This is a genomic window from Bariatricus sp. HCP28S3_F11, from assembly GCF_052065395.1.
Classification (GTDB): Bacteria; Bacillota; Clostridia; order Lachnospirales; family Lachnospiraceae; genus Allocoprococcus.
The window spans coordinates 186,393-212,824 of record NZ_JBQHUC010000001.1 but is presented as its reverse complement, the minus strand read 5'-3'; the positions used below and the strand labels follow the sequence as shown (position 1 = coordinate 212,824).

General features: G+C 47.1%; 25 protein-coding genes. 4 read left to right on the top strand and 21 right to left on the bottom strand.

The genetic code is table 11. The features are described 5' to 3' along the window. Positions 1-15: 15 nt before the first annotated feature. Genes mnmA through ACTNBR_RS01020 form a run of 4 tightly spaced genes read right to left on the bottom strand, consistent with a single transcriptional unit; the run spans position 16 to position 3,289 of the window. Entirely contained in the window at positions 16-1,113 is a 1,098-nt protein-coding gene (mnmA, locus tag ACTNBR_RS01035) for a tRNA 2-thiouridine(34) synthase MnmA (protein ID WP_427807056.1), read from the bottom strand. A gap of 35 nt (positions 1,114-1,148) precedes the next feature. Beyond that, on the bottom strand, positions 1,149-1,592 hold the full coding sequence (nifU, locus tag ACTNBR_RS01030) for a Fe-S cluster assembly scaffold protein NifU (protein ID WP_427807057.1): 444 nt from the start codon (positions 1,590-1,592) through the stop codon (positions 1,149-1,151). A 16-nt stretch (positions 1,593-1,608) separates the two neighbouring features. Next, entirely contained in the window at positions 1,609-2,793 is a 1,185-nt protein-coding gene (nifS, locus tag ACTNBR_RS01025) for a cysteine desulfurase NifS (RefSeq protein WP_427807058.1), read from the bottom strand. A gap of 43 nt (positions 2,794-2,836) precedes the next feature. Then, a complete protein-coding gene (locus ACTNBR_RS01020; protein ID WP_427807059.1) occupies positions 2,837-3,289 on the bottom strand; it encodes an RrF2 family transcriptional regulator in 453 nt (150 codons plus the stop codon). A gap of 148 nt (positions 3,290-3,437) precedes the next feature. Here ACTNBR_RS01020 and ACTNBR_RS01015 point away from each other — a divergent pair, with 148 nt between their 5' ends. Then, a complete protein-coding gene (locus ACTNBR_RS01015; RefSeq protein ID WP_441017314.1) occupies positions 3,438-4,760 on the top strand; it encodes a polysaccharide biosynthesis protein in 1,323 nt (440 codons plus the stop codon). Between the two features lie 15 nt (positions 4,761-4,775). Here the strand turns inward: ACTNBR_RS01015 and ACTNBR_RS01010 are convergent, their stop codons facing one another. From ACTNBR_RS01010 to ACTNBR_RS00945, 14 genes are all read right to left on the bottom strand, one after another. Beyond that, positions 4,776-5,318 carry a stage II sporulation protein M gene (locus ACTNBR_RS01010; RefSeq protein WP_427819783.1) on the bottom strand — a complete coding sequence of 181 codons (543 nt, stop codon included), beginning with the start codon at positions 5,316-5,318 and terminating at the stop codon, positions 4,776-4,778. 73 nt (positions 5,319-5,391) lie between these two features. After that, positions 5,392-5,934, bottom strand: a complete 543-nt coding sequence (locus tag ACTNBR_RS01005) for an NUDIX hydrolase (RefSeq protein ID WP_427807062.1) — start codon at positions 5,932-5,934, stop codon at positions 5,392-5,394. A gap of 134 nt (positions 5,935-6,068) precedes the next feature. After that, positions 6,069-7,613, bottom strand: coding sequence for a ribonuclease Y (gene rny / locus ACTNBR_RS01000; protein WP_441017395.1), 1,545 nt, complete (start codon positions 7,611-7,613; stop codon positions 6,069-6,071). 118 nt (positions 7,614-7,731) lie between these two features. After that, entirely contained in the window at positions 7,732-8,331 is a 600-nt protein-coding gene (locus ACTNBR_RS00995; RefSeq protein ID WP_427819782.1) for a regulatory protein RecX, read from the bottom strand. 18 nt (positions 8,332-8,349) lie between these two features. Beyond that, positions 8,350-9,372 (bottom strand): recombinase RecA, encoded by a 1,023-nt coding sequence (gene recA / locus ACTNBR_RS00990; RefSeq protein ID WP_441017398.1) that lies wholly within the window; start codon positions 9,370-9,372, stop codon positions 8,350-8,352. A gap of 452 nt (positions 9,373-9,824) precedes the next feature. Next, entirely contained in the window at positions 9,825-10,625 is an 801-nt protein-coding gene (locus tag ACTNBR_RS00985; protein WP_427819781.1) for an MBL fold metallo-hydrolase, read from the bottom strand. 2 nt (positions 10,626-10,627) lie between these two features. Beyond that, positions 10,628-11,503 (bottom strand): NAD(P)-dependent oxidoreductase, encoded by an 876-nt coding sequence (locus tag ACTNBR_RS00980; protein WP_427819780.1) that lies wholly within the window; start codon positions 11,501-11,503, stop codon positions 10,628-10,630. Beyond that, complete coding sequence (locus ACTNBR_RS00975) at positions 11,500-12,375, bottom strand: HAD family hydrolase (RefSeq protein WP_427819779.1); 876 nt, start codon at positions 12,373-12,375, stop codon at positions 11,500-11,502. The genes ACTNBR_RS00980 and ACTNBR_RS00975 overlap by 4 nt, the downstream gene beginning before the upstream one ends. Positions 12,376-12,409: 34 nt before the next feature. Beyond that, complete coding sequence (locus tag ACTNBR_RS00970; RefSeq protein WP_427807068.1) at positions 12,410-13,075, bottom strand: UDP-N-acetylglucosamine pyrophosphorylase; 666 nt, start codon at positions 13,073-13,075, stop codon at positions 12,410-12,412. Further along, positions 13,072-15,150, bottom strand: coding sequence for a DNA topoisomerase (locus tag ACTNBR_RS00965; protein ID WP_427819778.1), 2,079 nt, complete (start codon positions 15,148-15,150; stop codon positions 13,072-13,074). Before ACTNBR_RS00965 ends, ACTNBR_RS00970 begins: the two co-directional genes overlap by 4 nt. Before the next feature lie 27 nt (positions 15,151-15,177). Next, positions 15,178-17,292 carry a polyphosphate kinase 1 gene (ppk1, locus tag ACTNBR_RS00960; RefSeq protein WP_427807070.1) on the bottom strand — a complete coding sequence of 705 codons (2,115 nt, stop codon included), beginning with the start codon at positions 17,290-17,292 and terminating at the stop codon, positions 15,178-15,180. Between the two features lie 109 nt (positions 17,293-17,401). Further along, on the bottom strand, positions 17,402-18,487 hold the full coding sequence (gene asd, locus ACTNBR_RS00955) for an aspartate-semialdehyde dehydrogenase (RefSeq protein ID WP_427807071.1): 1,086 nt from the start codon (positions 18,485-18,487) through the stop codon (positions 17,402-17,404). Between the two features lie 183 nt (positions 18,488-18,670). Next, positions 18,671-20,050, bottom strand: coding sequence for an argininosuccinate lyase (argH, locus tag ACTNBR_RS00950; RefSeq protein ID WP_427807072.1), 1,380 nt, complete (start codon positions 20,048-20,050; stop codon positions 18,671-18,673). A gap of 63 nt (positions 20,051-20,113) precedes the next feature. Next, entirely contained in the window at positions 20,114-20,719 is a 606-nt protein-coding gene (locus tag ACTNBR_RS00945) for an epoxyqueuosine reductase QueH (RefSeq protein ID WP_427819833.1), read from the bottom strand. A gap of 179 nt (positions 20,720-20,898) precedes the next feature. Between ACTNBR_RS00945 and ACTNBR_RS00940 the strand changes: the two genes are divergently transcribed. Together ACTNBR_RS00940 and ACTNBR_RS00935 are read left to right on the top strand one after the other, a co-directional pair. After that, positions 20,899-21,666, top strand: coding sequence for an ABC transporter ATP-binding protein (locus ACTNBR_RS00940; RefSeq protein ID WP_427807074.1), 768 nt, complete (start codon positions 20,899-20,901; stop codon positions 21,664-21,666). Beyond that, positions 21,659-22,456 (top strand): ABC transporter permease, encoded by a 798-nt coding sequence (locus ACTNBR_RS00935; RefSeq protein WP_427807075.1) that lies wholly within the window; start codon positions 21,659-21,661, stop codon positions 22,454-22,456. Before ACTNBR_RS00940 ends, ACTNBR_RS00935 begins: the two co-directional genes overlap by 8 nt. A 37-nt stretch (positions 22,457-22,493) precedes the next feature. Here ACTNBR_RS00935 and ACTNBR_RS00930 read toward each other — a convergent pair whose 3' ends face one another. Beyond that, a complete protein-coding gene (locus ACTNBR_RS00930; RefSeq protein WP_427807076.1) occupies positions 22,494-23,102 on the bottom strand; it encodes a VanZ family protein in 609 nt (202 codons plus the stop codon). A gap of 192 nt (positions 23,103-23,294) precedes the next feature. Between ACTNBR_RS00930 and ACTNBR_RS00925 the strand changes: the two genes are divergently transcribed. Continuing rightward, positions 23,295-24,359, top strand: coding sequence for an AAA family ATPase (locus ACTNBR_RS00925; RefSeq protein ID WP_427807077.1), 1,065 nt, complete (start codon positions 23,295-23,297; stop codon positions 24,357-24,359). 112 nt (positions 24,360-24,471) lie between these two features. Here ACTNBR_RS00925 and ACTNBR_RS00920 read toward each other — a convergent pair whose 3' ends face one another. After that, entirely contained in the window at positions 24,472-25,575 is a 1,104-nt protein-coding gene (locus tag ACTNBR_RS00920) for a phosphotransferase enzyme family protein (protein ID WP_427807078.1), read from the bottom strand. A 196-nt stretch (positions 25,576-25,771) separates the two neighbouring features. Then, positions 25,772-26,431, bottom strand: a complete 660-nt coding sequence (locus ACTNBR_RS00915) for an SDR family NAD(P)-dependent oxidoreductase (RefSeq protein ID WP_441017317.1) — start codon at positions 26,429-26,431, stop codon at positions 25,772-25,774. Position 26,432 lies beyond the last annotated feature (1 nt).

Here is a 26,432-nt window from a genome sequence, read left to right as displayed (position 1 = left end):
CGATGCCGTCTTGTACTACAGGGATGTGTTTCTGTCTGTAATGATCGTTCCGCCTCCCAGCACGTAATCTCCGTCATAAAGAACCAATGCCTGCCCCGGCGTCACCGCCCTTACCGGTTCGTCAAATGTGCAAAGGATTTCATCTTCACCCGTTCTTTTGACCGTACACGGTGCACCTTTATGATTGTATCGTATTTTGCCAAATGCACGCATCTCGCCTTCGATATCTTCAACTGCCATAAAGTTCAGACGATTTGCCTTCACGAACCGTGTCATGGATTCTTCATTCGTTCCTATTACGACTTCGTTCGTTTCCGGTCGAATCTCCAGAACAAATGCGGGGTGTCCGAGAGAGAGGCCCAGGCCCTTGCGCTGTCCGACGGTATAATGTGTAATTCCTTTATGTCTTCCAAGGATTTTCCCGTCGGTACTGACAAAATTCCCCTCGGGTACTTCTTTTTTGCTTTCTCTTCGGATAAATTCCGCGTAATCCCCGTCCGGTACAAAGCAGATATCCTGACTGTCCGGTTTACTGGCCACTTTGAGATGGATCTTCTCTGCAATAGCACGGATCTCTTCCTTGGAATACTCTCCCACCGGCATCAGAGTCCGTTTCAGCTGATCCTGTGTCAGATTGTAAAGTGCATATGTCTGGTCCTTCATTCTGGTTGCCGAATGCTTAATCGCATATCTTCCGTTTGGAAGTACATCGATTCTTGCGTAATGCCCTGTCGCAATATAATCAGCACCGATTTCCATACTTCGCGTAAGAAGTGCTTCCCATTTCACATACCGGTTGCACGCAATACACGGATTCGGAGTCCGTCCGTTCAGATACTCATCCATAAAATAGTCAATGACATATTTCTGAAATTCTTTCTTAAAATTCATCACATAGTACGGAATATCCAGTGCGGCAGCTACCCGGCGCGCGTCTTCCACTGCACTGAGGCCACAGCATCCACCGTTTTCCTCCTGCACCGTTTCTTCTTCATCCTGCCAGATCTGCATTGTGACACCGATCACATCATATCCCTGTTCCTTTAGCAGGTAGGCAGCAACGGAAGAATCCACACCGCCGGACATTCCAACAACAACTTTCTTTTTCTCCATCCTTCTTCTCCGCGGCAAAGTCTAGTTCTAGTATACTAGTACTCTTCTTCCTCGTCCTCTTCTCCTTCATGAATATCGGACTTCGGTTTTTCAAGTCCTTCGATCTTAATTCCATTCTTCTGCGCATAATCCCAGAGTGCTGCATGAATTGCTTCTTCCGCCAGAAGAGAACAATGTACCTTTACCGGCGGAAGACCGTCAAGTGCTTCCATAACGGCTTTATTCGTGATCTGCATTGCCTCCTGAATATTCTTGCCTTTCACAAGCTCCGTCGCCATACTACTGGTCGCAACGGCAGCTCCGCACCCGAAAGTCTTGAATTTGACATCCCTGATGATACCGTTATCGTCAATATCAAGATAAATTCTCATGATATCTCCACATTTCGCATTACCTACTGTTCCCACTCCACTGGCATTTTCAATCTCACCCATATTTCTCGGGTGCTGAAAATGATCCATTACTTTTTCTGAATACATCTATATTTACCTCCTGTTATTTCTCCTGTTTTTTCATAAAGTCTTCATAAAGCGGTGACATATTTCTCAGATCACTTACGATCGTTTTCAATTGTTCTACGACATAGTCGATCTCTTCTCTGGTGATCTCTTCATTCAGTGTCAGCCGCAGCGATCCATGCGCGATCTCGTGTGGAAGTCCGATCGCCATCAGCACATGGGACGGATCCAGAGATCCCGAAGTGCAGGCAGAACCGCTTGATCCACAGATACCTGCCATATCCAGACGGATCAGAAGGGATTCCCCTTCGATAAACCGGAAACTGAAGTTTGCATTATTCGGAAGCCTCTTTTCCGGGTGTCCGTTCAGCTTTGTATACGGGATTTCATCAAGCACCCGGCTGATCAGATAGTCACGCATTTCAATCTCTTTCTTTGCACGTTCCTCCATGGTAGCCGCTGCCCTTGCTGCTGCTGTTCCAAGCCCGATAATTCCCGGTACATTTTCCGTTCCGGCACGGCGCTTTCTCTCCTGTGCGCCGCCATGAATAAAGGAGCGGATCTTAACACCCTTGCGGATATAAAGGAACCCGATTCCTTTCGGTCCGTTCAGCTTATGACCGCTGGCACTCAGCATATCGATCTGACACTCATTTACATCGATCGGTACCTGTCCAAATGCCTGAACTGCATCCGTATGGAACAGCACACCATGCTTTTTCGCGATGGCACCGATCTCTTTGATCGGTTCGATGGTACCGATCTCATTGTTGGCGAACATAACGGAAATCAGGATCGTATCCGGGCGAATCGCCGCTTCCAGCTCATCCAACTTCACAAGTCCGTTCTCATCCACATCCAGATACGTCACTTCATAACCGCGTTTCTGGAGATATTCCCCGGTATGAAGAATCGCATGATGCTCAATCTTCGTCGTGATAATATGCTTTCCTTTCTCTGCATACGCTTCCGCCGTTGCCTTCAGTGCCCAGTTGTCGGATTCCGATCCGCCTGCCGTAAAATAGATCTCATTGGGAGCAGCTCCGAGCATCTCTGCAATGCGTTCTCTCTGCTCATTGATCTTCTCTTTGTTACCGGATGCAAAGCTGTACACACTTGAGGGATTGCCGTAATACTCTGTAAAATAAGGCAGCATCGCCTCCACTACCTCCGGGGCTGTCTTTGTAGTTGCAGCATTATCCAAATATATGACTTTATTCATAAGTTCTTCCTCCTTCTTGTCTGTATATTCCATCTTTTACATTCTATATTTTTTGATTTTCTTCTTTTTGATTCGTTTCTTTCTGGTTCGTTTCTTTTATGAGAGTATCGATCATAATGCCGTCTACTGTAGCAGTTACACTCTCATTGACTTTCTGCCAGACGTATTTCGCAACACAACGGTCTTTGACGGTACAGGTCTCTTCCGGGTGAAATGCTGCACACGTTACCGGCTCAACACTTCCTTCCAATGCCCGAAGCACATCTCCAACCGATATTTCCGATGCCTTTCTGGCCAGTATGTAACCGCCTCCGGCTCCTCTTACACTTTTGACCAGACCTGCCTTCTTCATCTTGGCCATCAGTTGTTCCAGATATCGTTCGGAAATATCCTGTCGTTCGGAAATGCTGCTGATCGACACCGGCCCCACCCCTTCATATTCTGCCAGATCTATAAATGCACGCAGTCCATATCTTCCTTTTGTGGATAGTTTCACGCCATCACCTTCTATTCATTACCAGTATATCCTGTTTTATTCCTAGTTTTTTGCTAGGAATAATTCATAAAGAGAATATCACTATACAGATGTTCTGTCAAGTCACTTTTCCGAATAAGCTTTAACAAATATCCTTCTAGGAGTCATTATGTCCAGGAAGCAAACCATTATCAGAGGAACTTTTATATTAACCTTTACAGGATTACTTACAAGAGTGATTGGATTCTTTTACAGGATTTTCCTGAGCCGAACCTTTCAGGCCGAAGGAGTAGGCCTGTATCAGCTTATTTTTCCGGTCTACACCCTATGCTTTTCTCTCACCTCCGCAGGGATTCAGACTGCGCTTTCGCGCATTGTTGCCAAGTACAAGGCTCTGAATCAGGAGAAAACCTGCCAAAATGCTTTGAAAACCGCACTGTTTCTCAGTATGATTCTCTCTTTTGCTGCACTGATTGTCGTTCAAAAGCGCGCAGAACCGATTGCTTCTACCATATTACAGGAACCGCGATGCGCAGAACTGCTAACCTCCATGTCCCTTGCTTTTCCCTTTGCTGCAATCCACAGCTGTATTTGTGGATATTATCTTGGAATGAAAAAAACAGAAGTACCAGCCGTGTCCCAGCTTCTGGAGCAGCTGTTCAGAGTACTTTCCGTTGTTTTTTTGTGTCAGATCGGCCTGCATTTTTTCATGGGAACCCCTGTTACCATCGCAGTACTGGGCATGGTCTGCGGAGAAATAGTCTCAGCAATTTACAGCATCTTTATGCTGCACGAAACTCTGTTTTCTCCGTCCGGGAAACTTCAGGATTTTCTTATACCGGCAAGGGAACTGCTTCACCTTTCTATTCCCTTGACGGCAAACCGGGTGTTACTCAATCTTCTTCAGAGTGCGGAAGCAATCCTGATTCCGTTGCGTCTTCAAATGTATGGACTGACTTTATCCGACTCCTTAAGTACATACGGGGTTCTGACCGGTATGGCGCTCCCCTGCATCCTGTTTCCATCTGCGATCACAAATTCCGTCTCCACCATGCTTCTTCCGACCGTCGCGGAGCTCCAGGTCTCTGATTTGCGAGATAATCTGCCCAAATTGATACGAAAGGTTGTCTTCTGCTGTTTTTCTCTTGGTTTTCTCTGCATGGCCGGGTTCTTCGTTCTCGGAAATATTATGGGAAATCTTATTTTCCACAACAGCGAGGCCGGCAATTTCATTATAACACTGGCTTTTATTTGTCCGTTCTTATATACCAACACAGCATTAATCAGTATATTGAACGGTCTCGGCAAAACATCGTTCACATTTCTTACCAACACAGCCGGACTCTTGATGCGAATCTGCAGCGTGTATTTTCTGATCCCCAAATATGGGATCCTCGCATATCTGCACGGGCTTCTTGCCAGCCAGTTTCTCATATCTGCACTTTCTCTTTACGGACTTCTCCATTATGGCAAGCGAAAAGAGTCTGACTAGCCAAGCCAGACTCTTTTAACAGATCAATTTCAGAAACCATTTTACGATTCCCGGATTCAGATACGCTTCTGTCATGATCCCTGCCAGAATCATGATGGCCACAAATCCTGTTTTTCCCGCATTCCACTCTGACTGTGGATAATGATACAAATACCACAGAATCACTATGTAGGCCAGGCTGTAAAAAAAGAAATGTGGTAACATTCCGGCTATACACAGAAGCATACCCCGGGCACCAAGACGGAGCACAGACGCAGCAGCTACGATTCCTGCCGAAAAGCCTGTCCAGAGCAATGTTCCGATCGCCGCTGTTTTCTTAAACTTTGTACCCCCCGCAAGTCCCAGGAACACTGCAGGCAACATCCTGTATCGCAACAAATACGGGAAATACTCTCCTATATCAATCTCCGACTGTGCATACTGGGTAAAAAATGATTCATGAAACACTCCTGTTACTGTACTAAAACTGTCCGCAGCGAGATTGGCATAGACGATTCCCAAGAGGAACCCGGACACGAAAACAAGCACCAGCTGCTGCTTACTTTGATGAAGCTGCACTCCCATGGCCTCCCTTTTTTCAAGATATTCCATTATATGTCGGGTTTTCCTCGCTGATTCACATTTTACTCACTTATTTCCGATTATACTTTGCATCGTAAGCCAGAATAGAGGCCACTGTTTTAGAGTCTTCAATCTCACCGTCAAATATCATCTGTTTCAGTTCTTCTACTGTATGTAATTCCACATTGACGAATTCATTCGGATCCAGATGCTGTTTCGATGGTACAAGATTTTTTGCCACATATACTTCAATCCGCTCATTGCAGAATGCAACGGTTGTTCTTAATGTAATCAGCCATTCCAGGTTCTCTGACCGGTATCCTGTCTCCTCCTCCAATTCTCTTGCCGAACAGTTGATTCCCGGCTCTTCCGGATCATCCAGTGCCCCTGCCGGGATCTCCAGTGTAAACCGTTCCAGAGCATTCCGATACTGACGAACCATAATAATACGCCCGTCATCCGTTACAGGCACTACTGCAGCTGCTCCCCGGTGATGAATATAATCCCACTCCTCTGTATTTCCATTGGAAAACTGCATATAGTCACGATAAACATCTACGATCGCGCCCTGATACATTCGTATTCGTTTCACTCTGGTCATTTCTTTTTCCATATGATCCATCCCTCTTTTCCCGTATTATCATAACTCAATCCCACCACATCATGCAGGATTACTCTGAGCCCATTCTATCCAGCAAAAAACAGCTATCCCGAAGGTACCCCTTCTGAATAGCTGTTATTTCCTGCTTATTTTGCGTAATCCGTAACTCTTGATTCGCGAATTACGTTTACTTTTATCTGTCCCGGATATTCCAATTCGAATTCAATCTGTTTTGAAATATCTCTTGCCAGCAATACCATATCGTCATCAGATACTTGTTCTGGAACTACCATTACACGAATCTCTCTACCTGCTTGAATTGCAAAAGATTTATCAACGCCCTTAAACTGGTTCGTGATATCTTCTAACTGTTTTAATCTGTTTGTATATGTTTCCAATGTTTCTCTTCTCGCACCCGGTCTTGCCGCAGAGATCGTGTCTGCCGCCTGAACGATGCATGCAATCAGAGTCTCTGGTTCTACATCACCGTGATGCGCTTCTACTGCATTGATAATTGTAGGTGATTCTTTATACTTTCTACATAAATCCACACCAATCTGAATGTGTGAGCCCTCTACATCATGATCAATTGATTTACCAATGTCATGTAAAAGTCCGGCTCTCTTAGCCAAACGGACATCAAGTCCGATCTCACCTGCGAGAAGTCCGGAAAGTTGTGCTACTTCAATAGAATGCTTGAGTGCATTCTGTCCATAGCTTGTTCTGAACTTCATTCGTCCAAGAAGTCGAATCAGTTCCGGATGAATACCATGTACACCAACTTCCAGCGCTGCTGCTTCACCTTCCTCGCGGATCATTGTATCCACTTCTTTTTGTGCTTTTTCTACCATTTCTTCGATTCTCGCCGGATGAATTCGTCCGTCAACAATCAAACGCTCCAGGGCAATTCTTGCCACTTCTCTGCGGATCGGGTCAAATCCGGATAAAACAACCGCTTCCGGAGTATCGTCAATAATTAACTCCACACCGGTCAATGTTTCGAGGGTACGGATATTCCGACCTTCACGTCCGATAATTCTTCCCTTCATCTCATCACTCGGAAGCTGTACTACAGAAATTGTAGTTTCAGCAACATGATCTGCAGCACATCTCTGAATCGCCGTCACGACGCATTCCTTCGCTTTCTTATCAGCCTCTTCCTTCGCCTGATTCTCCAGCTCTTTAATCATTTTCGCAGTGTCATGTTTCACATCATCTTCAACAGTTTTCAACAGATAATCTTTTGCCTGTTCGGAGGTAAGTCCTGAGATTCTTTCTAGTTCCTGTACTCTTTGTTTGCTAAGTTCTTCTACCTTTGCTTCGCGCTGCTTAATCGCTTCTTCTCTCGAAGTAAATGTCGCTTCCCTGCGTTCCATTGCTTCCGAACGCTTGTCAACGGATTCCTCTTTAGAAAGGACTCGCTTCTCATAACGTTGTAACTCTGCCCGACGTTCTTTGGTTTCCTTCTCGAGTTCGTTCTTCGTTCTGATCGATTCCTCTTTTACTTCCAAGAGAGCTTCCTTCTTTTTTGCTTCTGCCGTCTTCAATGCATCATCTATGATTTCTCTTGCTTTTGTATCAGCATTTCCGATTTTAGAATCCGCGTCACTTTTTAACTTCGACACGGTAGCAAAATAAGTAATCGGCACCGCCACAATAAGTGTGACAACCACAGCAATAATTATACTCATTATTGGCACAGGAGCACCTCCTTATTTAGTTTTCATTGTACAAATACAACACTTAAATTCTATACTGTTTTCACAAATATGTCAAGCATTCCGTGCCAAAACTTGTATCACTTGACGATTAGGGCTTAAACGCCTTTTTTATGTCCGTATAGCGAAAGCCTTTGCGTGCCAGACTGGCATATGCTTTCTGCAAGCTGACAGGATCCATCTCTTCCGGATTCCAGTGCTTTTTATGCATGATCTCCCGAATTGCCTCCCGATCCGAATGCTCTGCATAAACTTCTTCCAGAACCTTGTCAACGAGTTCTCCGGACACGTTCTTCTGTGCAAGAAGTGCCTCGATCTCACGGCGGCTCTTCTTGCCCTTCCTGCTCTCAATGAAATTTCGGACATAGTTCTCGTCATTTATGTATCCAAAAGACTTCACATACGCAATCGCCGCTTCCGTCACGTCCTCCGGATATCCGTTCTGTCTGAGCTTCTGCCTGAGCTGCTCCTCCGTTCTCGCCATATCCGTCAACAAATGCATGGCTCTCAGCTTTGCCCGTTTCAGAAGTACTTCCTCTTTCAGTCTGCTCCAGATCTCATCCGTAATTTCGCTGCCTTTCTCAAGGCCATAACTCTTCAGATCCGTTTTATAGAGCATACATACATATTCTCCATCTAAATACATCCTGAATTTTGTCTTTGTGACCGACTCTATTTCCGTAATAATCATGCATTCTCACCTGCCGAATCAGTCTTCCTGTGTCTCCGGGGCACCCTCGCCAAGTCCGTAATGCTCTCTGACCTTTTCTTCTACTTCTTCCATAATCTCCGGATGAGAAGCAAGATAAGTCTTTGCATTTTCCCTGCCCTGTCCGATCTTCTCTCCGTTATATGCATACCATGCACCGCTCTTATTGATCACATCCACGTTTGCGGCAAGATCAAGGATATCTCCTTCTCTGGAAATTCCTTTTCCGAACATGATATCAAACTCCGCTTCTTTGAACGGCGGCGCGATCTTATTCTTCACAATCTTGACACGGACACGGTTTCCTACCATCTCACCGCCCTGCTTCAGAGTCTCGATCCTTCTTACATCCATACGCACAGAAGCATAGAACTTCAGAGCTCTACCTCCCGTAGTGGTCTCCGGATTACCGAACATCACACCGACCTTCTCACGAAGCTGGTTGATGAAGATCACTACACAGTTCGACTTACTGATTACCGGCGTCAGTTTTCTGAGTGCCTGGGACATCAGACGCGCCTGAAGCCCGACATGACTGTCTCCCATGTCACCTTCGATCTCCTGTTTCGGTACAAGTGCAGCTACGGAGTCCACAACAATGATATCGATCGCTCCGGAGCGCACCATCGTCTCCGTGATCTCCAGTGCCTGGTCACCGCTGTCCGGCTGGGAAATATATAATTCATCAATATCCACACCGATATTCTTCGCATACACAGGATCCAGCGCGTGCTCCGCATCAATGAATCCTGCAATTCCTCCGCGCTTCTGGACTTCGGCGATCATATGAAGTGCGACCGTCGTCTTACCACTGGACTCCGGTCCGTAGATCTCCACGATACGTCCCTTCGGTACGCCGCCCATTCCGAGCGCAATATCGAGACTCAGGGATCCTGTCGGTACAGTCTCCACCTGAACCTGTGCGGCCGGATCCCCCAGCTTCATCACAGTTCCTTTTCCAAAATCCTTCTCCAGTTTTGCAATCGCTGCATCCAGCGCTTTCTTTTTATTCTCATCACTCATTGCTGCCATAATTCAAATTCTCCTTTATCTTTACTGAATTTTCTCATCAAAGTTTACTTTTGGAATTCCGACTCTATCGAACGAATGTTTGTCGTAAATCAATAATAGTACATACGTTCTGTTTTGTCAAGCAGTTTTGTTCTTATTATGACGAATGATCTATTGCAGAACCGAACCACAATGCCATCGTCATCTCTCTGAAAATGTGCCACTCAAAAATGGTCCACCGAACCATTTTCTCATATGCATGGCAACTGAAAACGGAAAGGATCAAAATACTCTGATCCTTACCTCCTTGAATGATACCATACCAAAATCTTCTTTACAAGCAATTTCACGGATCCTGTTGCGATAAAAAGCTGTACCAGAAAGAAGCAACACTTCAGCCGCAGAGCCAAAGTGTTGCTTCCAAATCAAATATAAGAAATCATTCTATCCAAAGATTTCCCGCACTATATTTCAAACCATTCCATATCCTCCGGAACATACAGATTTCCGTGATAATACGCTTTTCCCTCAGCCGTATACAATTCCTTCCTGTTCTTCAGATGGTCTTCCTCAGTGTGATACAAAATCAAATTTGCCACGCCCAGCCGTTCGGCAAGTTCACATGCTTCCCGCACCGTGCTATGGTGTTTCTCGTAAGGTTTGTATCGATCGGCCTCGCTATATAGGCAGAATGCCTCATGCATCAGCCAGTCGCTGTCCTTTACATACTCGTATTCGCATGGGTTATAGGGTTCGTCTCCGCAGCAGGAGAGCTTTGTGCCGCCGGGTAGGATCATGGAGAATCCGTACTGTTTCGCTTTCGTCGACTGGATATCAAAGAAGGTGACCGGACAATCCATGATCATCTTCCGGTCCCCGTTTTCCAGAGGAATCATCTGAATCCTTTCTCCGATATGCTTTGTCACCTTCTTCTGAATAGTGAGCTCCGCGATCGTCACCACCTTATTTACCAGATCCGAATGGCAGTAGATTCTGAGATCACCCTCATATTTTCCCTGATTCATCTTCTGTCCAATCATACGGATCAGCCAGATAACGCCAAGAATATGATCAAGATGTTCGTGAGTCAGGAAAATATCGTGGATTTCTTCCAACGGTACCTGTGCGTCCTTCAGCGCTTTTAAGATGCGGTTTCCACCGCCACCGTCTACCAGAAAGTGCCTGTGATTATCTGACAATACGAAACAGGTGTTAAAATATTCCGTCACCGCTGCATTTCCAGTCCCTAACACCGTAAGTTTCATGGTTATTCCTCCTCTTGTACTTCGTAGTACTTCATCAGTGCCTGAGTTCCGAGATCTCCCAGCCCTTCTGCCTCAAGCTCCTCGTAATTTGCAAGAACAAGACTGAGCATCTCCAGACTGAGTCCGCTGATATTTGCCTCCACCAGCGCCAGCTTCATATCTTTGATGAAATGCTTCATAAAGAATCCCGGTGCATAATCCTCCTCCAGGATCTTCGGTCCGAAGGTGTCGAGCTGTTTGCTTCCCGCTGCTCCTGTGGAAACCGATTTTAATAAAGTCGGCATATCCAGACCTTTCGCTTTCGCATAGCTCAGAGCCTCGCAGACTCCTGTAAGGGTTCCCGCGATCATAATCTGGTTGGCAAGCTTCGCATGCTGGCCGCAGCCTGCTTCACCCTGATAGTTGATATTGGTTCCCATGGCCTCAAAAAGTGGCATACATGCCTCGAAATCTTCTTCCTTTCCGCCGACCAGAATGGATAAGGTTCCGGCCTTCGCCCCGGTATCCCCTCCGGTGACCGGCGCATCCAGCACATGAAATCCTTTTTCTTCCCCTTCTTTACTAATCTTCACAGAAATCTGTGGACTGGTCGTCGTCATATCAATCAGATAAGCACCGGCATCTGCAGATTCCAGAATGCCTCCTTCATCGAAGTATACTTCTTCCACATCCTGCGGAAAACCAACGATCGTAATGACCGTCTCGCATCCCTTTACGCAGGCAGCAATTGAGTCATGAAACAGGGCTCCTTCCCCGATTACATCTTCCACCTTTGCACGATTTCTCGCATAAATATGCAGTTCAAATCCTGCCTTCATCAAATTACGCACCATGGATTTTCCCATGATCCCTACACCGATAAATCCTACTTTTCTCATTTCTTGATTCCTTTCCTTTTCCCGATTCCGCCTGTTTTACTCCCGAATATTTCCGGGAAAACCCGATAAAGCGCCTCTGCCACACCATCTTCCTCATTGGAAGCTGTGATCATATCGGCAGCCGCCCTGCAAAGCTCACCCGCATTAGATACCGCTACTCCAAGTCCTGCTTCCCGAAGCATTTCGCTGTCATTGTCCCCGTCACCGAACGCGATGGCCTCCGACGGGTCGATCTTCAGCATTTCCAGAAGTTTCTTAAGTCCGGCATGTTTACCCGCCGCCTCGTCCGATATTTCGATCAGATGCGGGGTACTGGTCGTCACATAGATTCCGGGAATCGTTTCCCGAACCAGCTTCAGGATCTCGTCTTTTTCTTTTGGATTTGCGATCACATCCATGCAGTCCAGTTCCTTCTCATGCTCCTTGAGAAAGCTCCGGATATCCGGTACTGCATGACGGGTACTTTGAATGTAACCGCGAATCTCAGGCCGTACACCAAACATCTCAGGGCAGTCAAAATAGTCCTGACCGGTGTACGCCTTTCCGTCGATGAATGCCTCGTAAGTCACAGAATAATGTTCTAAAAGTGCAAACACACTCCTGACCACCTGGCTTTGAAGCTTCAGGGACCAGATCTGTTCCCGTTTCTCGACATCCATCAGTACCACGCCGTTGGAAGTGATCGCATACCGGATCCCGTCCATTTTCGTGATGCACTCCGGAAATGCCCCAAACGGCCTCCCGCTTGCCGGGACCACCAGGATTCCCGCCTCGATCAGCCGTTCAAGCGCATCCCGCGTCGTCGCAGAAAGCGTACTCTCCTCATTCAGAAGCGTTTTATCCAGATCGGAAACTACACATTTGTATCTCATCTTGTTTCTCCAAACTTCCCGGAAACCGAAGAAATTATCTCTTTTCTACGACCTCGCCCTGCTTTTTATAAATACTGTTTGCCGGAACATAGCCTCTTACCATGGAAAGTGGATAAATATTCGTTCCTTTTCCAACCACGCTTCCCGGATTCAGAACCGTTCCGCATCCGACTTCCACATTATCTCCCAGCATCGCGCCGAATTTCTTCATACCGGTCTCAATACCTCCCTCCGGAGTCTTGATCACAACCAGCTTCTTATCAGATTTCACATTGGACGTAATCGAACCGGCACCCATGTGGGATTTATATCCGAGAACCGAATCACCGACGTAATTATAATGTGGAACCTGCACTTTGTTGAAAAGAATGACATTCTTAAGCTCAGTGGAATTTCCCACAACAGCGCCTTCCCCTACAATCGCATTTCCGCGGATAAATGCACAATGACGGATCTCCGCTTCCTTTCCGATGATCGCCGGGCCGCCGATAAATGCAGTCGGAGCCACCTTTGCGGACTTTGCCACCCACACATTTTCACCGCGCTTTTCATATTCTTCCTCCGGAAGTGTGGCACCCAGTTCTAAAATAAAGCTGCTGATCTTCGGCAGTACTTCCCATGGATAGGTAACACCTTCAAAAATGTCCTTCGCAATCGTCTCTTCCAATGTGTACATTTCTTTTACAGTCATTTCTTTCATTCTTTTTTCCCTTTCCCTTTTTCTGTGTTCTTCACAGGTTTTTTATAAAACTCAGCCGCCTTGTCATAACAGCCTCTCAGTTGATATTGGTTATTTAAACCCAGCACGCCGTTTGTACGGGTTATAATGAACTGCTCCAGCTTTCTCATATATTCATCCGGCGTGATATCACCGTCTGCAACATATGTGAGCCCCTTTTCCCAGCTCGCAGTCAGTTCCGGATTCAAAAGTGACTTGATAGAATGGTCCACCACATCATAGATCATCTCGCCGAGAAGTGTCGGTGTGATCACCTGTGTCTTCTTGTTCAGCGCCAGGTATTTGATGTTAAATAATTTCTTCAGAATCTCCGCGCGTGTGGCACTGGTACCGATTCCGCTACCTTTGATCTGTGCGCGCAGCTCTTCATCCTCGATCAACTGCCCCGCATTTTCCATCGCAAGGATCATAGAACCCGAATTATATCGTTTCGGAGGAGAGGTTTCTCCTTCCTTGATCGCAAGGCCTTTCACAGGAAGAACCATTCCCTTTTTCAGCTTCTGAATACATTCAAAAAACGCCGCATCCAGATCCTGTGTTTCATTCTCCCCATCCGAAGCCGGATTTTCAGAAGACTCCGCATCGACGGCAGTTCCCTTTGGCGATGCCGCTTTCTTCCCCGGGATCCCTGCCACCTTCAGATATCCCTCTTCAGCCAGCACACGGAAGCTTGCAAAAAACTGTTCTTCCTGCATCTGTGTCGTCACAGCCACTTTCTGATATACTGCAGGCGGATAGAAAATACTGAGAAATCTCCGTACAATTACATCATATACGTTTTTCGCCACCGGCGCAACCGAATTCAAAGCCGGCAGCCCCTGTCCGGTGGGAATGATCGCATAATGGTCCGTAATCTGTTTATCATTGACATACCGTGTCTTCGCGAGATTCTTGTAGCTGCCGAAATTCAGAATGTCCTGCATATAAGGCGCCGCCACAGGATATTTGCTCAGCCCGTTCAGATTCTTCGTGATTTCCTTCGCAACCGCAGTGGAAAGCACACGGGCATCCGTTCTCGGATAAGTCACCAGCTTCTTCTCATATAATTCCTGCACAATGCGCAGCGTTTCGTCGGGACTGATCTTGAACCGTTTGGAACATTCATTCTGCAGCTCTGCCAGGTTAAATAAAAGAGGCGGATTCTTCTTTTCTTTTTTCTTTTCGATGGAAAGGATCTTCGTCTCCGCAGGCCCTTCATTTAGGTGTGCGATCAGGTTCTCGGCATCCTCCCGCTTCTTAAATCCATTTTCTTTATACAGTTTCGGCGATTCAAAATATAGGGAGTCCTTCACCGCTCTCCACTCACCGTCAAAGCTGTGCCCGTCCACATCCACACTCTGCAGGACACGGTAGAACGGAGTTTTGACGAATTCACGGATCTCACGCTCGCGGCGCACCACCATCCCCAGTACACAGGTCATCACGCGTCCTACGGAAATGACGGTGTAGTTATTTCCCAGATAACCGGAAATGCTGTTCCCGTATTTGAGTGTAAGAAGTCGGGAAAAATTAATTCCCATCAGATAATCTTCCTTGGCCCGAAGATAAGCGGAAGCCGAAAGATTGTCATACTCGGACAGATCCTTCGCCTCCCGGATCCCTCTCAGGATCTCTTCCTCCGTCTGGGAATCAATCCAGACCCTGCGGCGTTCTTTTCCCTTCACATGAGCCATCTGCTCCACCAGCCGGTAAATATATTCTCCTTCCCGTCCGGAGTCGGTACAGACATAGATCCGCTCCACATCTTCCCGGGTGAGCACACCTTTCACAATCTCAAACTGTTTCTTCACAGCCGGGATTACTTCATATTTATATTCCTTAGGAATAAAAGGGAGCGTCTGAAGGCTCCAGCGTTTGTATTTCTCATCATAAGCTTCCGGATAACTCATGGTCACCAGATGCCCCACACACCAGGTTACGATGGCTTCATCCGCCTCCAGATACCCGTCCTTTCTTTTTAAATTCAGGTGCAGCGCCTTGGCAAATTCCTGCGCAACACTCGGTTTTTCGGCTATATAAACTGATTTTTTACCCATAAATAATTACAAATACTCCTGTCCGTCCTATCGATGTTGTTTTCCAAAGAACCATTTTAGAATCCGCACCCACAGACCTGCTTCATCCGCCTTTTTCGGTCTCTTTACCGTAAGCGCTTCCTTCATGAAATACTCCTGAGCACAGACTTTTTTGGTCCCTTTTTCTTTCTTTTTATAGCTGCCGTCACTTTGCAGCTCACGTGCTTTCTGGTTATCCTCCAGCATGATTTCCAGCATATGTACCAGCTGGTCTTTGATCCGGCTGTCGTAAACCGGGCAGGCCACTTCCACACGTTTTTCGGTATTTCTCGTCATCATGTCCGCTGAGCCGATGTATACCTTCTGATCCGGTCCTTCTCCAAAACAGAAAATCCTGGGATGTTCCAGAAAACGTCCAACAATGCTGGTTACTTTCAGATTTTCCGTATAACCCGGCACGCCCGGAAGGATACAGCAGATTCCCCGGACGATCAGATCGATCTTCACTCCGGCCTGAGACGCTTCCGATATTTTGCGGATAAAATCCACATCCGTCACCGAATTCATTTTCATGACGATCCGCCCGGAGGCACCCTTTTTGATTTCCTCATCTATGAGATGCAGGATCTTCGGTTTCAGGCTTGTCGGCGATACGATCAGATTCTCATAGCTCCCGTTCAGATTGCCGATCGACATATTTTTGAAAAATACGGACGCATCATTTCCGATGCTCTTATTTGCCGTAATCAGTGAAACATCGGTGTACATTGCAGCCGTCTTCTCGTTGTAATTTCCCGTACCCACCTGCGTGATATACTGAATTTCATTCTTGTTCCGGTATGTGATCAGACAGATTTTCGAATGCACCTTGTAACCATCAAATCCATAGATCACCCTGCAGCCTGCCTCCTCAAGCCGTTCCGACCAGTCAATGTTATTCTGCTCGTCGAACCGTGCACGAAGCTCGATCAGTACCGTGACCTCCTTCCCGTTTTCAGCCGCCGCACAGAGATATTCCACCAGTCTTGCTTTCTTTGCAAGACGGTAGATCGTGATCTTGATTGTTAGAACCGACGGGTCCTGAGAAGCCTCTTTAATCAGACGCAGAAACGGATCCATACTCTCATATGGAAAGGATAAAAGAACATCCTTCTTTTTTACCTGCTTCATCACACTGTCGTCGGTCAGGTAACGGCACGGCTGCGGGGTGAACGGTTCATCCACCAGCGGACGCTTCATGGAAGACGGCACTTTATCCATAATCGAGAAAATGTAATCCAGCTTCATCGGCATTTTGGTCCGGAAGATCTGAGCCGGGGTGATCTTAAATTTATCACAGAAATACTTTTCCGCATCTTTTGGAAGCGGCTCTGCCGTCTCCAGACGAACGACCGCCATTCTGCGACGTTTATGAAGCGTCTCCTGCATACGGAATCGGAAATCATCGTTGATCTCCAGGGATTCGTCATCCGGGGAAATATCCGCATTTCTCGTCACGCAGATATAGTTCCGGTCTGTAACCTCGTATTTTTCAAAGATCAGATTCAAATATTCCATCAGCACCTTCTCCATCCGGATATAACGGATGTCATGCCCCGGCAAATACAGAATGTCGGATACAAACTGCGGTACCGGCACGATTCCCAGCATGGACTTGTTGTCCTGCTTCAGATTGGCGATTACATACAAGGCTTTATTCAGAAGATGAGGAAACGGATGATTCGCGTCCACGATCTGTGGCGAAAGGATCGGCAGAATCTGATCTTTAAAATACTTCTTAACGTACTTCTTTTCCTGTGCTTCCAGTTCCTTTATGGAAAGCCCGCAGACACCATACGGGCTCAGCAGCTTTTTAATCTCAGAGTATGTCTTGTCGCGCTCCTTATATAGCGGTGCCACTGCCGCAAAAATCGCATCCAGCTGTTCTTTCGGCGTCATGCCCGAACGACTGTCAACCGCCGTATGATCCGTCTGGGCCATGTCATACAGGCTCCCAACACGGATCATAAAGAACTCATCCAGATTGCTGGTAAAGATCGCAACAAATTTCATCCGCTCCAGAAGCGGAACCGTCGGATCCTGTGCCTCTTCCAGAACCCGGTGATTGAATTTCAGCCAGGAAAGCTCTCTGTTCTGTGTATAATTCAGCATTTCTTTGTCCATAATCCTTCCCCCTGTCTTGCCTGATACCGTGGCAAATATCTTCCCCTATAAAATAAGTTTAAAAAGGCCGTAACATTTGTTCAAATGAAACGGCCTATCAGATGTTCTCTTATTTTGCCTTGATATATTCCTTCGCAACAAGTGTCTCTGCACACAGGATTGCTCCGCCTGCCGCTCCACGTACTGTGTTGTGGGAAAGTCCTACGAATTTCCAGTCAAACAATGTGTCTTCTCTCAGACGTCCGACCGTGATTCCCATTCCATTCTCATAATCCACATCCAGTTTTACCTGCGGACGGTTATCTTCTTCGAGATAACGGATAAACTGCTTCGGCGCACTTGGAAGCTCCAGTTCCTGCGGAAGACCCTTAAAGTTTTCCAGTTTTTCAAGAAGCTCTTCTTTTGTCGGGCTCTTTGCAAAGTTTACAAATACCGCTGCGGTATGTCCGTTCAGAACCGGAACACGGATACACTGGGTCGTGATCACAGGCTCTTTCGCTTTCACGATCTGTCCGTTTTCCACTCTGCCCCAGAGACGAAGCGGTTCCTGTTCACTCTTCTCTTCTTCGCCGCCGATATACGGAATAATATTCTCTACCATTTCCGGCCAGTCTTTAAAGGTTTTTCCGGCTCCTGAAATTGCCTGATACGTTGTAGCTACAACTTCGGTCGGTTGGAATTCTTTCCAGGCGGTAAGCACCGGTGCATAGCTCTGAATCGAGCAGTTCGGTTTTACGGCTACGAATCCGCGTTTTGTTCCGAGACGTTTTCTCTGAGCCTCAATCACTTCAAAATGCTCCGGGTTGATCTCCGGTACAACCATCGGTACATCCGGTGTCCAGCGATGTGCACTGTTATTGGAAACAACCGGTGTCTCTGCCTTAGCATAAGCATCTTCGATCGCACGGATCTCTTCTTTCGTCATATCGACCGCACTGAAAACAAAATCAACAGTAGATGCAACTTCCTCTACTTCATTAATATTATGTACGATCAGTTTCTTTACTTTCTTCGGCATCGGAGTGTCCATTTTCCAACGGTCTCCAACTGCCTCTTCATATGTTTTGCCTGCAGAACGCGGGCTTGCTGCTACAGTGACAACCTCAAACCATGGGTGATTCTCCAGAAGGGCGATAAAACGCTGTCCAACCATTCCGGTCGCTCCAAGAATCCCAACTTTTAATTTCTTTTTCATCGCTTTTCCTCATTTCTTTTCTCTATTTTGTCTTTAGTCGGAACACATTTGTACGTGTCCCAAGTATAATAACCCATTTCCCTAAGAAATGCAAGCTATTTTCCATTCCAAATCCGCGTGCCATGTACGCTGTTGGCACGTAGCCGGCAGTAAATGCTGGCTACTGTGTGAACAGTAACTATATTAGCACTCTTCCAGATATTTCGTATAGATCTCAATGACCTTACGCATCGCATCCGGTCCCGGTGCTCCGATCGTCTTCCGCTTGTTCACACAGGTCTCCATGCTGATTGCGTCATAGATGTCTTCCCCAAATACCGGTGAGATCGCTTTGTATTCTTCCAGAGACATATCATCCAGCGCAATTCCCTTATCGATACAGTAGAGAACCAACTGACCTACGATCCCGTGTGCATCCCTGAACGGCACTCCATGATTCACCAGGTAATCCGCCGCATCTGTGGCATTGGTGAAACCGTGGCGTGAACTCTCGTTCATCCGCTCTTTGTTGAACTTCATTGTAGAGATCATTCCGGTAAATAGGGCCAGACAGCCCTTCGCCGTGTCGATCGCATCAAAGATCAGTTCCTTATCCTCCTGCATATCCTTATTATATGCCAAAGGGATTCCTTTCATCGTTGTCAGAATCGACATCAATGCACCGTAGACACGTCCCGTCTTACCGCGCACCAGCTCGGCAATGTCCGGATTCTTCTTCTGCGGCATGATGCTGCTTCCCGTACTGTAGCTGTCATCAATCTCGACAAACTGGTACTCATTCGAATTCCAGATGATCACCTCTTCCGAAAACCGGCTCAGATGCATCATGATCGTGGAAAGCGCACTCATCAGTTCGATCAGATAATCCCGGTCGGAAACGGAATCCATACTGTTGAGCGTCGGCCCGTCAAATCCAAGAAGCTCTGCCGTATAGTTCCGATCCAGCGGATAAGTCGTTCCCGCAAGCGCTCCTGCTCCCAGCGGACAGGTGTTCATCCGTTTATAAATATCCTTCAAACGCGAATGATCCCGCTTGAACATTTCAAAATAAGCTCCCATATGATGCGCCAGCGTCGTCGGCTGCGCTTTCTGCATATGTGTAAATCCCGGCATGATCGTATCAACGTTCTGCTTCATGATCTCCAGAAGCTCCCGCAAAAGATCCACCACCAGTCCCTGCAGGGAAATAATCTCACTCCGGATATACATCTTCATATCCAGTGCCACCTGGTCATTCCTGCTGCGCCCGGTGTGGAGCATCTTACCCACATCCCCGATCCGCTCGATCAGATTCGCCTCCACAAAACTGTGTATATCTTCATATTTATCTGTAATCTCAAGTCTGCCGCTCTCCACATCGCGGAGAATACTTTCCAGACCTGCAATAATTTCTTTCTTCTCTTCCTCAAACAGGATTCCCTGCTTACAAAGCATCATCACATGGGCGATACTTCCCTTAATATCCTGTTCGTAAAACCGTTTGTCGAATGAAATGGACGCATTAAAGTTATAAACGAGCTGATCCGTCTCCTTCGTAAAGCGTCCTCCCCATAACTGTGCCATCGCTTTCCCTCTTTTCTGCCTTTTCATCACTTAGTAAACCTTTTTGAGTGTACCACAGTTTTCCTACTTCTGTAAAGTTTCCATCCGCTCTTTTTTCGAGAAAATACAGCCACAGTAATCCTGCCTGTATAATCCATACTCTCTGGAGAGCTCGGTAGAACGCTTATATCCGTTCTTCTTTTTAAAATCAGACGGAAGATACGCAACCTGATATTCCGCCGCCAGACGCTCGCCGATTTCATTGAGCTTTGCGGCATTTTTCAGCGGACTGATGCTGAGCGTCGTGGTAAAATAGTCAAATCCGCCCGCTGCCGCCACCTTTGCCGCTTCCCTGAGTCTCAGCTCATAACATTTAAAACAGCGCTCGCCGCCCTCCGGCACCTGCTCCAGCCCTTTTGCCATGGCATAAAATTTCTCACTGTCATAATTTCCCGCAAGGAAATGAACCGGATACTTCGCAGGCATTTCCCGGATCAGCCGCTCCTGTTCCCGGATTCTCTTATAGAATTCCTCTTCCGGAAAAATATTCGGATTATAGTAAAACACCGTGATCTCAAAATACTGCGATAAATATTCCAGTACATAACTGCTGCACGGTGCACAACAGCTGTGGAGCAGAAGCTTCGGGACCTTTTCTTCCTCTTCCAGGCATCCGATCACCTTCTCCATCTCCTTCTGATAATTCCTGTTCACTTCTTCCCTACTCCTCTCTTCTTTCCTTCCCGGATCTTATATGTTTCTTCGTATTTCTTATCAAATATTACCGTTTCCGAACAGATATGTGTATCTTTTCATAAAATAATATATAGAATCTTTCCCCGTATCATTCATGAGACTGGAGGTTACCTATGGAATATCTGCTGGAAGTCAAAGATATCAATTATGCCTATCACAACATGGACGGCGAAACCAAAGCGCTGGAACACATTTCGTTCTCTATGAAAGAAGGCGACTTTCTCGCCATCGTCGGTCCGTCCGGCTGTGGAAAATCCACACTCTTACACCTGATTGCAGGTCTTCTGGAACCCGAAAAAGGGCTGATCCTGCTAAATGGAAAATACTTACGCGGCAGCGCCACCAACATCGGCTATATGCTTCAGAAGGATGAACTTCTGGAATGGCGCACCGTCTATCACAACGTACTCCTCGGTCTGGAAATCCAGCACAGCATGACCGCCCGTGCCAAAGAAAAAGCACGCGAACTGCTGGACATCTACGGACTGGATCAATTCGCTAATTCCCGCCCTTCGGAACTCTCCGGAGGAATGCGGCAGAGGGCCGCCCTCGTGCGCACACTGGTTATGGAGCCGGATCTTCTCCTGCTGGATGAACCTTTCTCGGCGCTCGACTACCAGACAAGACTGACGGTCGGGGACGACATCGGCCAGATCATCCGAAAAGAGAAAAAAAGCGCAATTCTGGTCACACACGATCTGGCGGAAGCCATCAGCCTTGCCGATCGCGTGATCGTCCTCACCGCCCGCCCCGCCACCATACTACAGACCGTCCCCATCACATTCCAGGAGCCGGATCTAACACCTCTGAAACGGCGCAATGCCCCGGAATTCAAATCCTATTTCAATCTCATATGGAAGGAGTTAAATCCCAATGAATGAACTTTCCCAAGGCCAGATCTATTACCTGAACAAACAGCGCCGCCGCAGGAAGATCGTCCGTTTCTCCCGCGCCGCCATCCTTCTTGGATTCCTGTTCCTGTGGGAATTCACAGCAAACACCGGGATCATTGATTCCTTCATCTTCAGCAGTCCCTCGCGCATTGCCCTCTGTCTCAGGGACATGATTCTGGATGGAAGCATCTTTCTGCATATCGGAGTGACCCTTTATGAGACTCTCCTGAGCTTCGCGCTCGTGATTCTCCTGAGTCTTGCCATTGCGGTCCTGCTCTGGTTCAGCCCGGGACTTTCCGAAGTACTCGATCCCTACCTGGTCATCCTGAACAGTCTGCCCAAGTCCGCACTTGCTCCGCTGCTCATTGTATGGCTCGGAGCCAATAAGACCACGATCATCGTCGCAGGAATGTCCGTTGCCATCTTCGGCAGCATCTTAAATCTTTACGCGAACTTCATCACCGTCGATCCCGACAAACTCACACTGATCTACACCCTGCACGGCAATCGCTTTCATGCCCTGACCAAAGTCGTTATTCCAAGCTGCATCCCCGCCATCGTCAGCACCATGAAAGTCAACATCGGCCTCTGCCTGGTCGGCGTCGTCATCGGCGAATTCATCGGCGGGCGGGAAGGACTGGGATACATGATCATCTACGGAAGTCAGGTATTCAAGCTGGACCTTCTCATTCTCTCCATCTGCATCCTGTGCTTCATTGCACTGGGACTATACGGAATCATAAGCACCGTTGAAAAGTACTGCCTGAAGAAATGTTAGCATAACAGTCACCGGAACCGCTGTGGCCCTTCTCAGGTTACAGCGGTTTACCATGATCTTTCACTTTATATCCGATCCAGTAAATCATACCTCCGATTGCACCGCCCAGTACATTATCGAACAGATCACTCAGTTGAAATGTTCCGATTCGGAAGAACAACTGCAAACACTCGATCGCGAGTGAACAAAGGAAAGCAATCTCCACCGATTTCCACAGTACCGGTCCCAGGCTCAATCTCTTCCCAAACAGCCCTTCCCCCATACACCATATGATCAAAACAATAAATGGAATAAATAACAAAACATTCTCAATCGCTTCCGTCGTAAACTGTCCGTTTGCATTATAAAGCCCCCAGACTCCGATCACATCCGAAAGCGGATTCGCCCAGATATCCCGGTTCAGCAGCGTCCGAAACAGAAGTATCGCCGTATAAAATGCCAGCGCAAACAATTTACGAAACAAAGAATCGGCTTTGAACGCACTCCACCACGCTCCGGCTGCTTCCTTCCATCCGTGCTCCCGCGCATATAAATAAAGAAACATGAACAACACTGCCAGAATAACTGCAAAGCCAAGTGGCTGATACAATGCCGTCAGTACGTTCGTAAGTATATTTTTTATAATTACTATGATTTTTTCCTTCACGTTTTCTATCGCTCCCGATTCATCATCTCTATCTCAAGCATACAGCCAGCAGTAAATGTCGGCTACTGTATGAACAGTAACATGTTAACATACACAAGATCAATTATCAATCAATCTGTAATTGAAAATTCTCCTGCAAATATATTATAATACTTCCAACGAATAAAAAAGTCAAAATTGGAGTACAAGATCATGAATGAAACAGAATCCCTCTCCCGTCACGACCAACTGAAATACCGCCTTCGGAACCGGATCGCGCCGGAGTTATTTGAGTGTATGCCGGAAGAAATACAGAATTTCCTTATTGAACTGGATCCGGCTGATATAAAAGAAGCCTACCTGACCACGATGCTGAAGATTCCGTGGCAGGCAGGTGACAAAGTCCCGGATATTAATCTGATACAGGCAAAACGTATTCTGGACTGTTCCCACTATGCCATGACGGACGTAAAAGAAAAAATCCTCCGATACATGGCCTGCCAGAAGCACCTTGGCAAGAATTATGGCGCCGTTCTTCTTCTTGCGGGGGCTCCGGGCGTCGGAAAAACCTCCATCGCCGCCTCCATTGCAAGAGCAATGGGAAGACCCTGCGTCAAGATTTCCCTCGCAGGAATCTCCGACGCACTGTTCCTTCGCGGCACCCAGACCATTTTCCATAACGCAAGGCCGGGACGGATCGTGGATGCACTGATCCGCTCCAAGAGCTTCTGCCCGGTGATCCTTCTCGATGAAATCGACAAAATGGGGGATTCACTGGAACACGGCTGCCCTGAAAATGTACTGCTCGATCTTCTGGACAGCGACCGTTCCCGGTTCGTAGACAACTATCTCGGATTTCCGCTGGATCTGTCCAACGCGATTTTCATCGCGACTGCCAACAGTCTCGAGCCGCTTTCCCCGGTTCTCAAAGACCGGCTTGACATCGTGGAGCTTCCATCCTACACACCGTTTGACAAAGAACGAATTGTAGAAGGCTACGTCTGGCCGAAACTGATCACCGAATATCATCTGGACTCTCTGGATTATCTCTGCGATCCTCTGGCTCATGAACCGGCACATCCGCAGGGACTGGAACTAAAAGAAGATGCTGTAAAAGAACTGATCCGCCTCTGCCCGGAAGACGGCGTCCGCGATCTGGAACGCATCTGCCGGACCCTGTGCGAATCCGTGATCAGCATTTATTATGCACGAGGAGAACTGATCGAACAGATTGATACAGGCAATCTGAGCCGCCTGCTTGGAAAAATTTATTATTGATAAACTATAAGGAACGTTTCTGCCCTATTCGGATTTCTGCGGCATAAAATCATCCTCTGCCGCATACCGAAATTCATCGCAAAACGTTCCTCTTTTTTACCGATTTACATCTTTATAACGTTTCCGGATCCGCACATTTCTCAAGAACATCCCGGATGATCCACTCCAGCTCATCCGTCTTCCGCGCGATATCCTTCGCCAGCTGCAGCTGGCAACGGGTCCGGACCAGATTATGCTTCGGGTATTCACATCGGAAATATTTATCTCCGGTAATATAATCATCCAGAAATCTGGACGCAAGCTCAATCGTAATCGAAAACGTCGCCTTAACAAGATTTTCAATCTCAATCTCAGTCAGAGAATCCTTCGTCGCCCCGATAAACCCATTTGCAAACGCACGGAATTTCGCCGTATCAAAGAATACCTTCGAAGTATCCGGCTCGTCCTCCACCGCGGTATTGGCAATAAACCGTACCGCATCCGCGAAATCATACATCGACATCCCCGGCATGATCGTATCCAGATCAATTACCACGATAGGCTCCTTCGTCACACTGTCGAACAGAACATTATTGCATTTCGTATCATTGTGCGTAACACGCTTCGGAATCTCACCATTTTCAAATCTCACACTAAGCTCCGCCGCCTGCTCCCTGACCGAATCGATATAAGCAATCTCCTCAGCCACTTCCCTCACGCGACCGCACTCATCCATCTCCACATCATCAAACAACGTATCCAGCCGCTTCTTCGTATTATGAAAATCCGGAATCGTCTCATGCAGGATCGAACCGTCAAAATCAGAAAGCTGCGTCTGGAAATTCCCAAACGCCTTCCCCGTCGCTTCAATCACACGCAGATCATCCGATGCATTGAACGTCACCGAATCGACATAATTAATCACACGCCAGAACGCATCATCCCCGTCAACAAAATAATTCGTCCCCTCATCCGTATGATGAAAATGAAGCGTAATCTGGTCCGGATACTTCGCTCGGATAAACGACGTCACATGATCAATATTCTCCATAATCTCAATCGGACTCTTAAACACATTCGTATTAACCTTCTGAAACAGATAAGACTTAAACGACTTCTCGTTCACATAAGTCACTTTATAAGTAGAATTAATATTGCCCATCGCAATCACATTGTAAGAATACGGCTCGCCCGGAAGCCGGAACTTCTCTCCGACAATCTTCAGTGTCTCAAACATATCATTTCCTCCTTAGGTGGCGGTGGCTGGGGACGGGTACATAGTCACCCAACGGCCAAATAAAATGGTGGCTGAGGGACTTGCCCCCGGACACCTTCAAGCTCCATACATGACCGGACGTCCTTCCGCACTATCGGTTCATATATGGATTCATTTACTTTAGAATAATGTTAGCACACGAGCTAAGGATTCGCAATCATTCTTTTTCCGGCCAGACAAAATTGCAGTTCCCCGCTTCCAGTCCATCGATCAGGATATTCTGCCCCGTGCAAAACCGGTTTGTAACAGCCATAAAATAGATCCACTCCGCCGCTTCTTCCACCGTCATCCACCGCTTCAACGGGGTCAATTTCATAATCTCATTCCACAGCGTCTCATCTTCCATCACAGGCCTGTTCAGTTCGGTCATAACCCCACCGAAGTCCAGGCTGTTGCAGGTGGCACGGTACGCCGCCACCCGCATAGCCACATTCTTGGTATAAGCAAGAACGCCTCCCTTGCTGGCAGCATATTCCGGAAATTCCGAGCCGGTATGGCCGCTTGCCGATCCGATCATGACAATCGAACGAATGTCAGGCTGAATCCCATAATGCTCAGTAATCGATATCGTCCCCTTCAGATTCACGTCAATATCAAGATCATTCTGGACACCGGCGTTATTGATCAATACCTGGATTCCCGGAAGTTCCGGATATGCAGATTTTTCCCGTATATCCAGACAATAATGGGTGTAATTCTCATCTGCGATCGCGGATTTTTTTCTATCAAATCCAAACACACGATGCCCTTCTTTTAAGAAATGTTCCGCACACCCTTTTCCAATCCCGGAGGCGGTCCCGGTAATCAATACATTCATC

Excerpts from the sequence above, each read along its gene's own strand:
- mnmA (WP_427807056.1), bottom strand. The coding sequence starts at position 1,113 with ATGGAGAAAAAGAAAGTTGTTGTTGGAATGTCCGGCGGTGTGGATTCT.
- nifU (WP_427807057.1), bottom strand. The coding sequence starts at position 1,592 with ATGTATTCAGAAAAAGTAATGGATCATTTTCAGCACCCGAGAAATATG.
- nifS (WP_427807058.1), bottom strand. The coding sequence starts at position 2,793 with ATGAATAAAGTCATATATTTGGATAATGCTGCAACTACAAAGACAGCC.
- ACTNBR_RS01015 (WP_441017314.1), top strand. The coding sequence starts at position 3,438 with ATGTCCAGGAAGCAAACCATTATCAGAGGAACTTTTATATTAACCTTT.
- ACTNBR_RS01005 (WP_427807062.1), bottom strand. The coding sequence starts at position 5,934 with ATGGAAAAAGAAATGACCAGAGTGAAACGAATACGAATGTATCAGGGC.
- rny (WP_441017395.1), bottom strand. The coding sequence starts at position 7,613 with ATGAGTATAATTATTGCTGTGGTTGTCACACTTATTGTGGCGGTGCCG.
- ACTNBR_RS00995 (WP_427819782.1), bottom strand. The coding sequence starts at position 8,331 with ATGATTATTACGGAAATAGAGTCGGTCACAAAGACAAAATTCAGGATG.
- recA (WP_441017398.1), bottom strand. The coding sequence starts at position 9,372 with ATGAGTGATGAGAATAAAAAGAAAGCGCTGGATGCAGCGATTGCAAAA.
- ACTNBR_RS00985 (WP_427819781.1), bottom strand. The coding sequence starts at position 10,625 with ATGAAACTTACGGTGTTAGGGACTGGAAATGCAGCGGTGACGGAATAT.
- ACTNBR_RS00980 (WP_427819780.1), bottom strand. The coding sequence starts at position 11,503 with ATGAGAAAAGTAGGATTTATCGGTGTAGGGATCATGGGAAAATCCATG.
- ACTNBR_RS00975 (WP_427819779.1), bottom strand. The coding sequence starts at position 12,375 with ATGAGATACAAATGTGTAGTTTCCGATCTGGATAAAACGCTTCTGAAT.
- ACTNBR_RS00970 (WP_427807068.1), bottom strand. The coding sequence starts at position 13,075 with ATGAAAGAAATGACTGTAAAAGAAATGTACACATTGGAAGAGACGATT.
- ACTNBR_RS00965 (WP_427819778.1), bottom strand. The coding sequence starts at position 15,150 with ATGGGTAAAAAATCAGTTTATATAGCCGAAAAACCGAGTGTTGCGCAG.
- ppk1 (WP_427807070.1), bottom strand. The coding sequence starts at position 17,292 with ATGGACAAAGAAATGCTGAATTATACACAGAACAGAGAGCTTTCCTGG.
- asd (WP_427807071.1), bottom strand. The coding sequence starts at position 18,487 with ATGAAAAAGAAATTAAAAGTTGGGATTCTTGGAGCGACCGGAATGGTT.
- argH (WP_427807072.1), bottom strand. The coding sequence starts at position 20,050 with ATGGCACAGTTATGGGGAGGACGCTTTACGAAGGAGACGGATCAGCTC.
- ACTNBR_RS00945 (WP_427819833.1), bottom strand. The coding sequence starts at position 20,719 with ATGGAGAAGGTGATCGGATGCCTGGAAGAGGAAGAAAAGGTCCCGAAG.
- ACTNBR_RS00940 (WP_427807074.1), top strand. The coding sequence starts at position 20,899 with ATGGAATATCTGCTGGAAGTCAAAGATATCAATTATGCCTATCACAAC.
- ACTNBR_RS00935 (WP_427807075.1), top strand. The coding sequence starts at position 21,659 with ATGAATGAACTTTCCCAAGGCCAGATCTATTACCTGAACAAACAGCGC.
- ACTNBR_RS00925 (WP_427807077.1), top strand. The coding sequence starts at position 23,295 with ATGAATGAAACAGAATCCCTCTCCCGTCACGACCAACTGAAATACCGC.
- ACTNBR_RS00920 (WP_427807078.1), bottom strand. The coding sequence starts at position 25,575 with ATGTTTGAGACACTGAAGATTGTCGGAGAGAAGTTCCGGCTTCCGGGC.
- ACTNBR_RS00915 (WP_441017317.1), bottom strand. The coding sequence starts at position 26,431 with ATGAATGTATTGATTACCGGGACCGCCTCCGGGATTGGAAAAGGGTGT.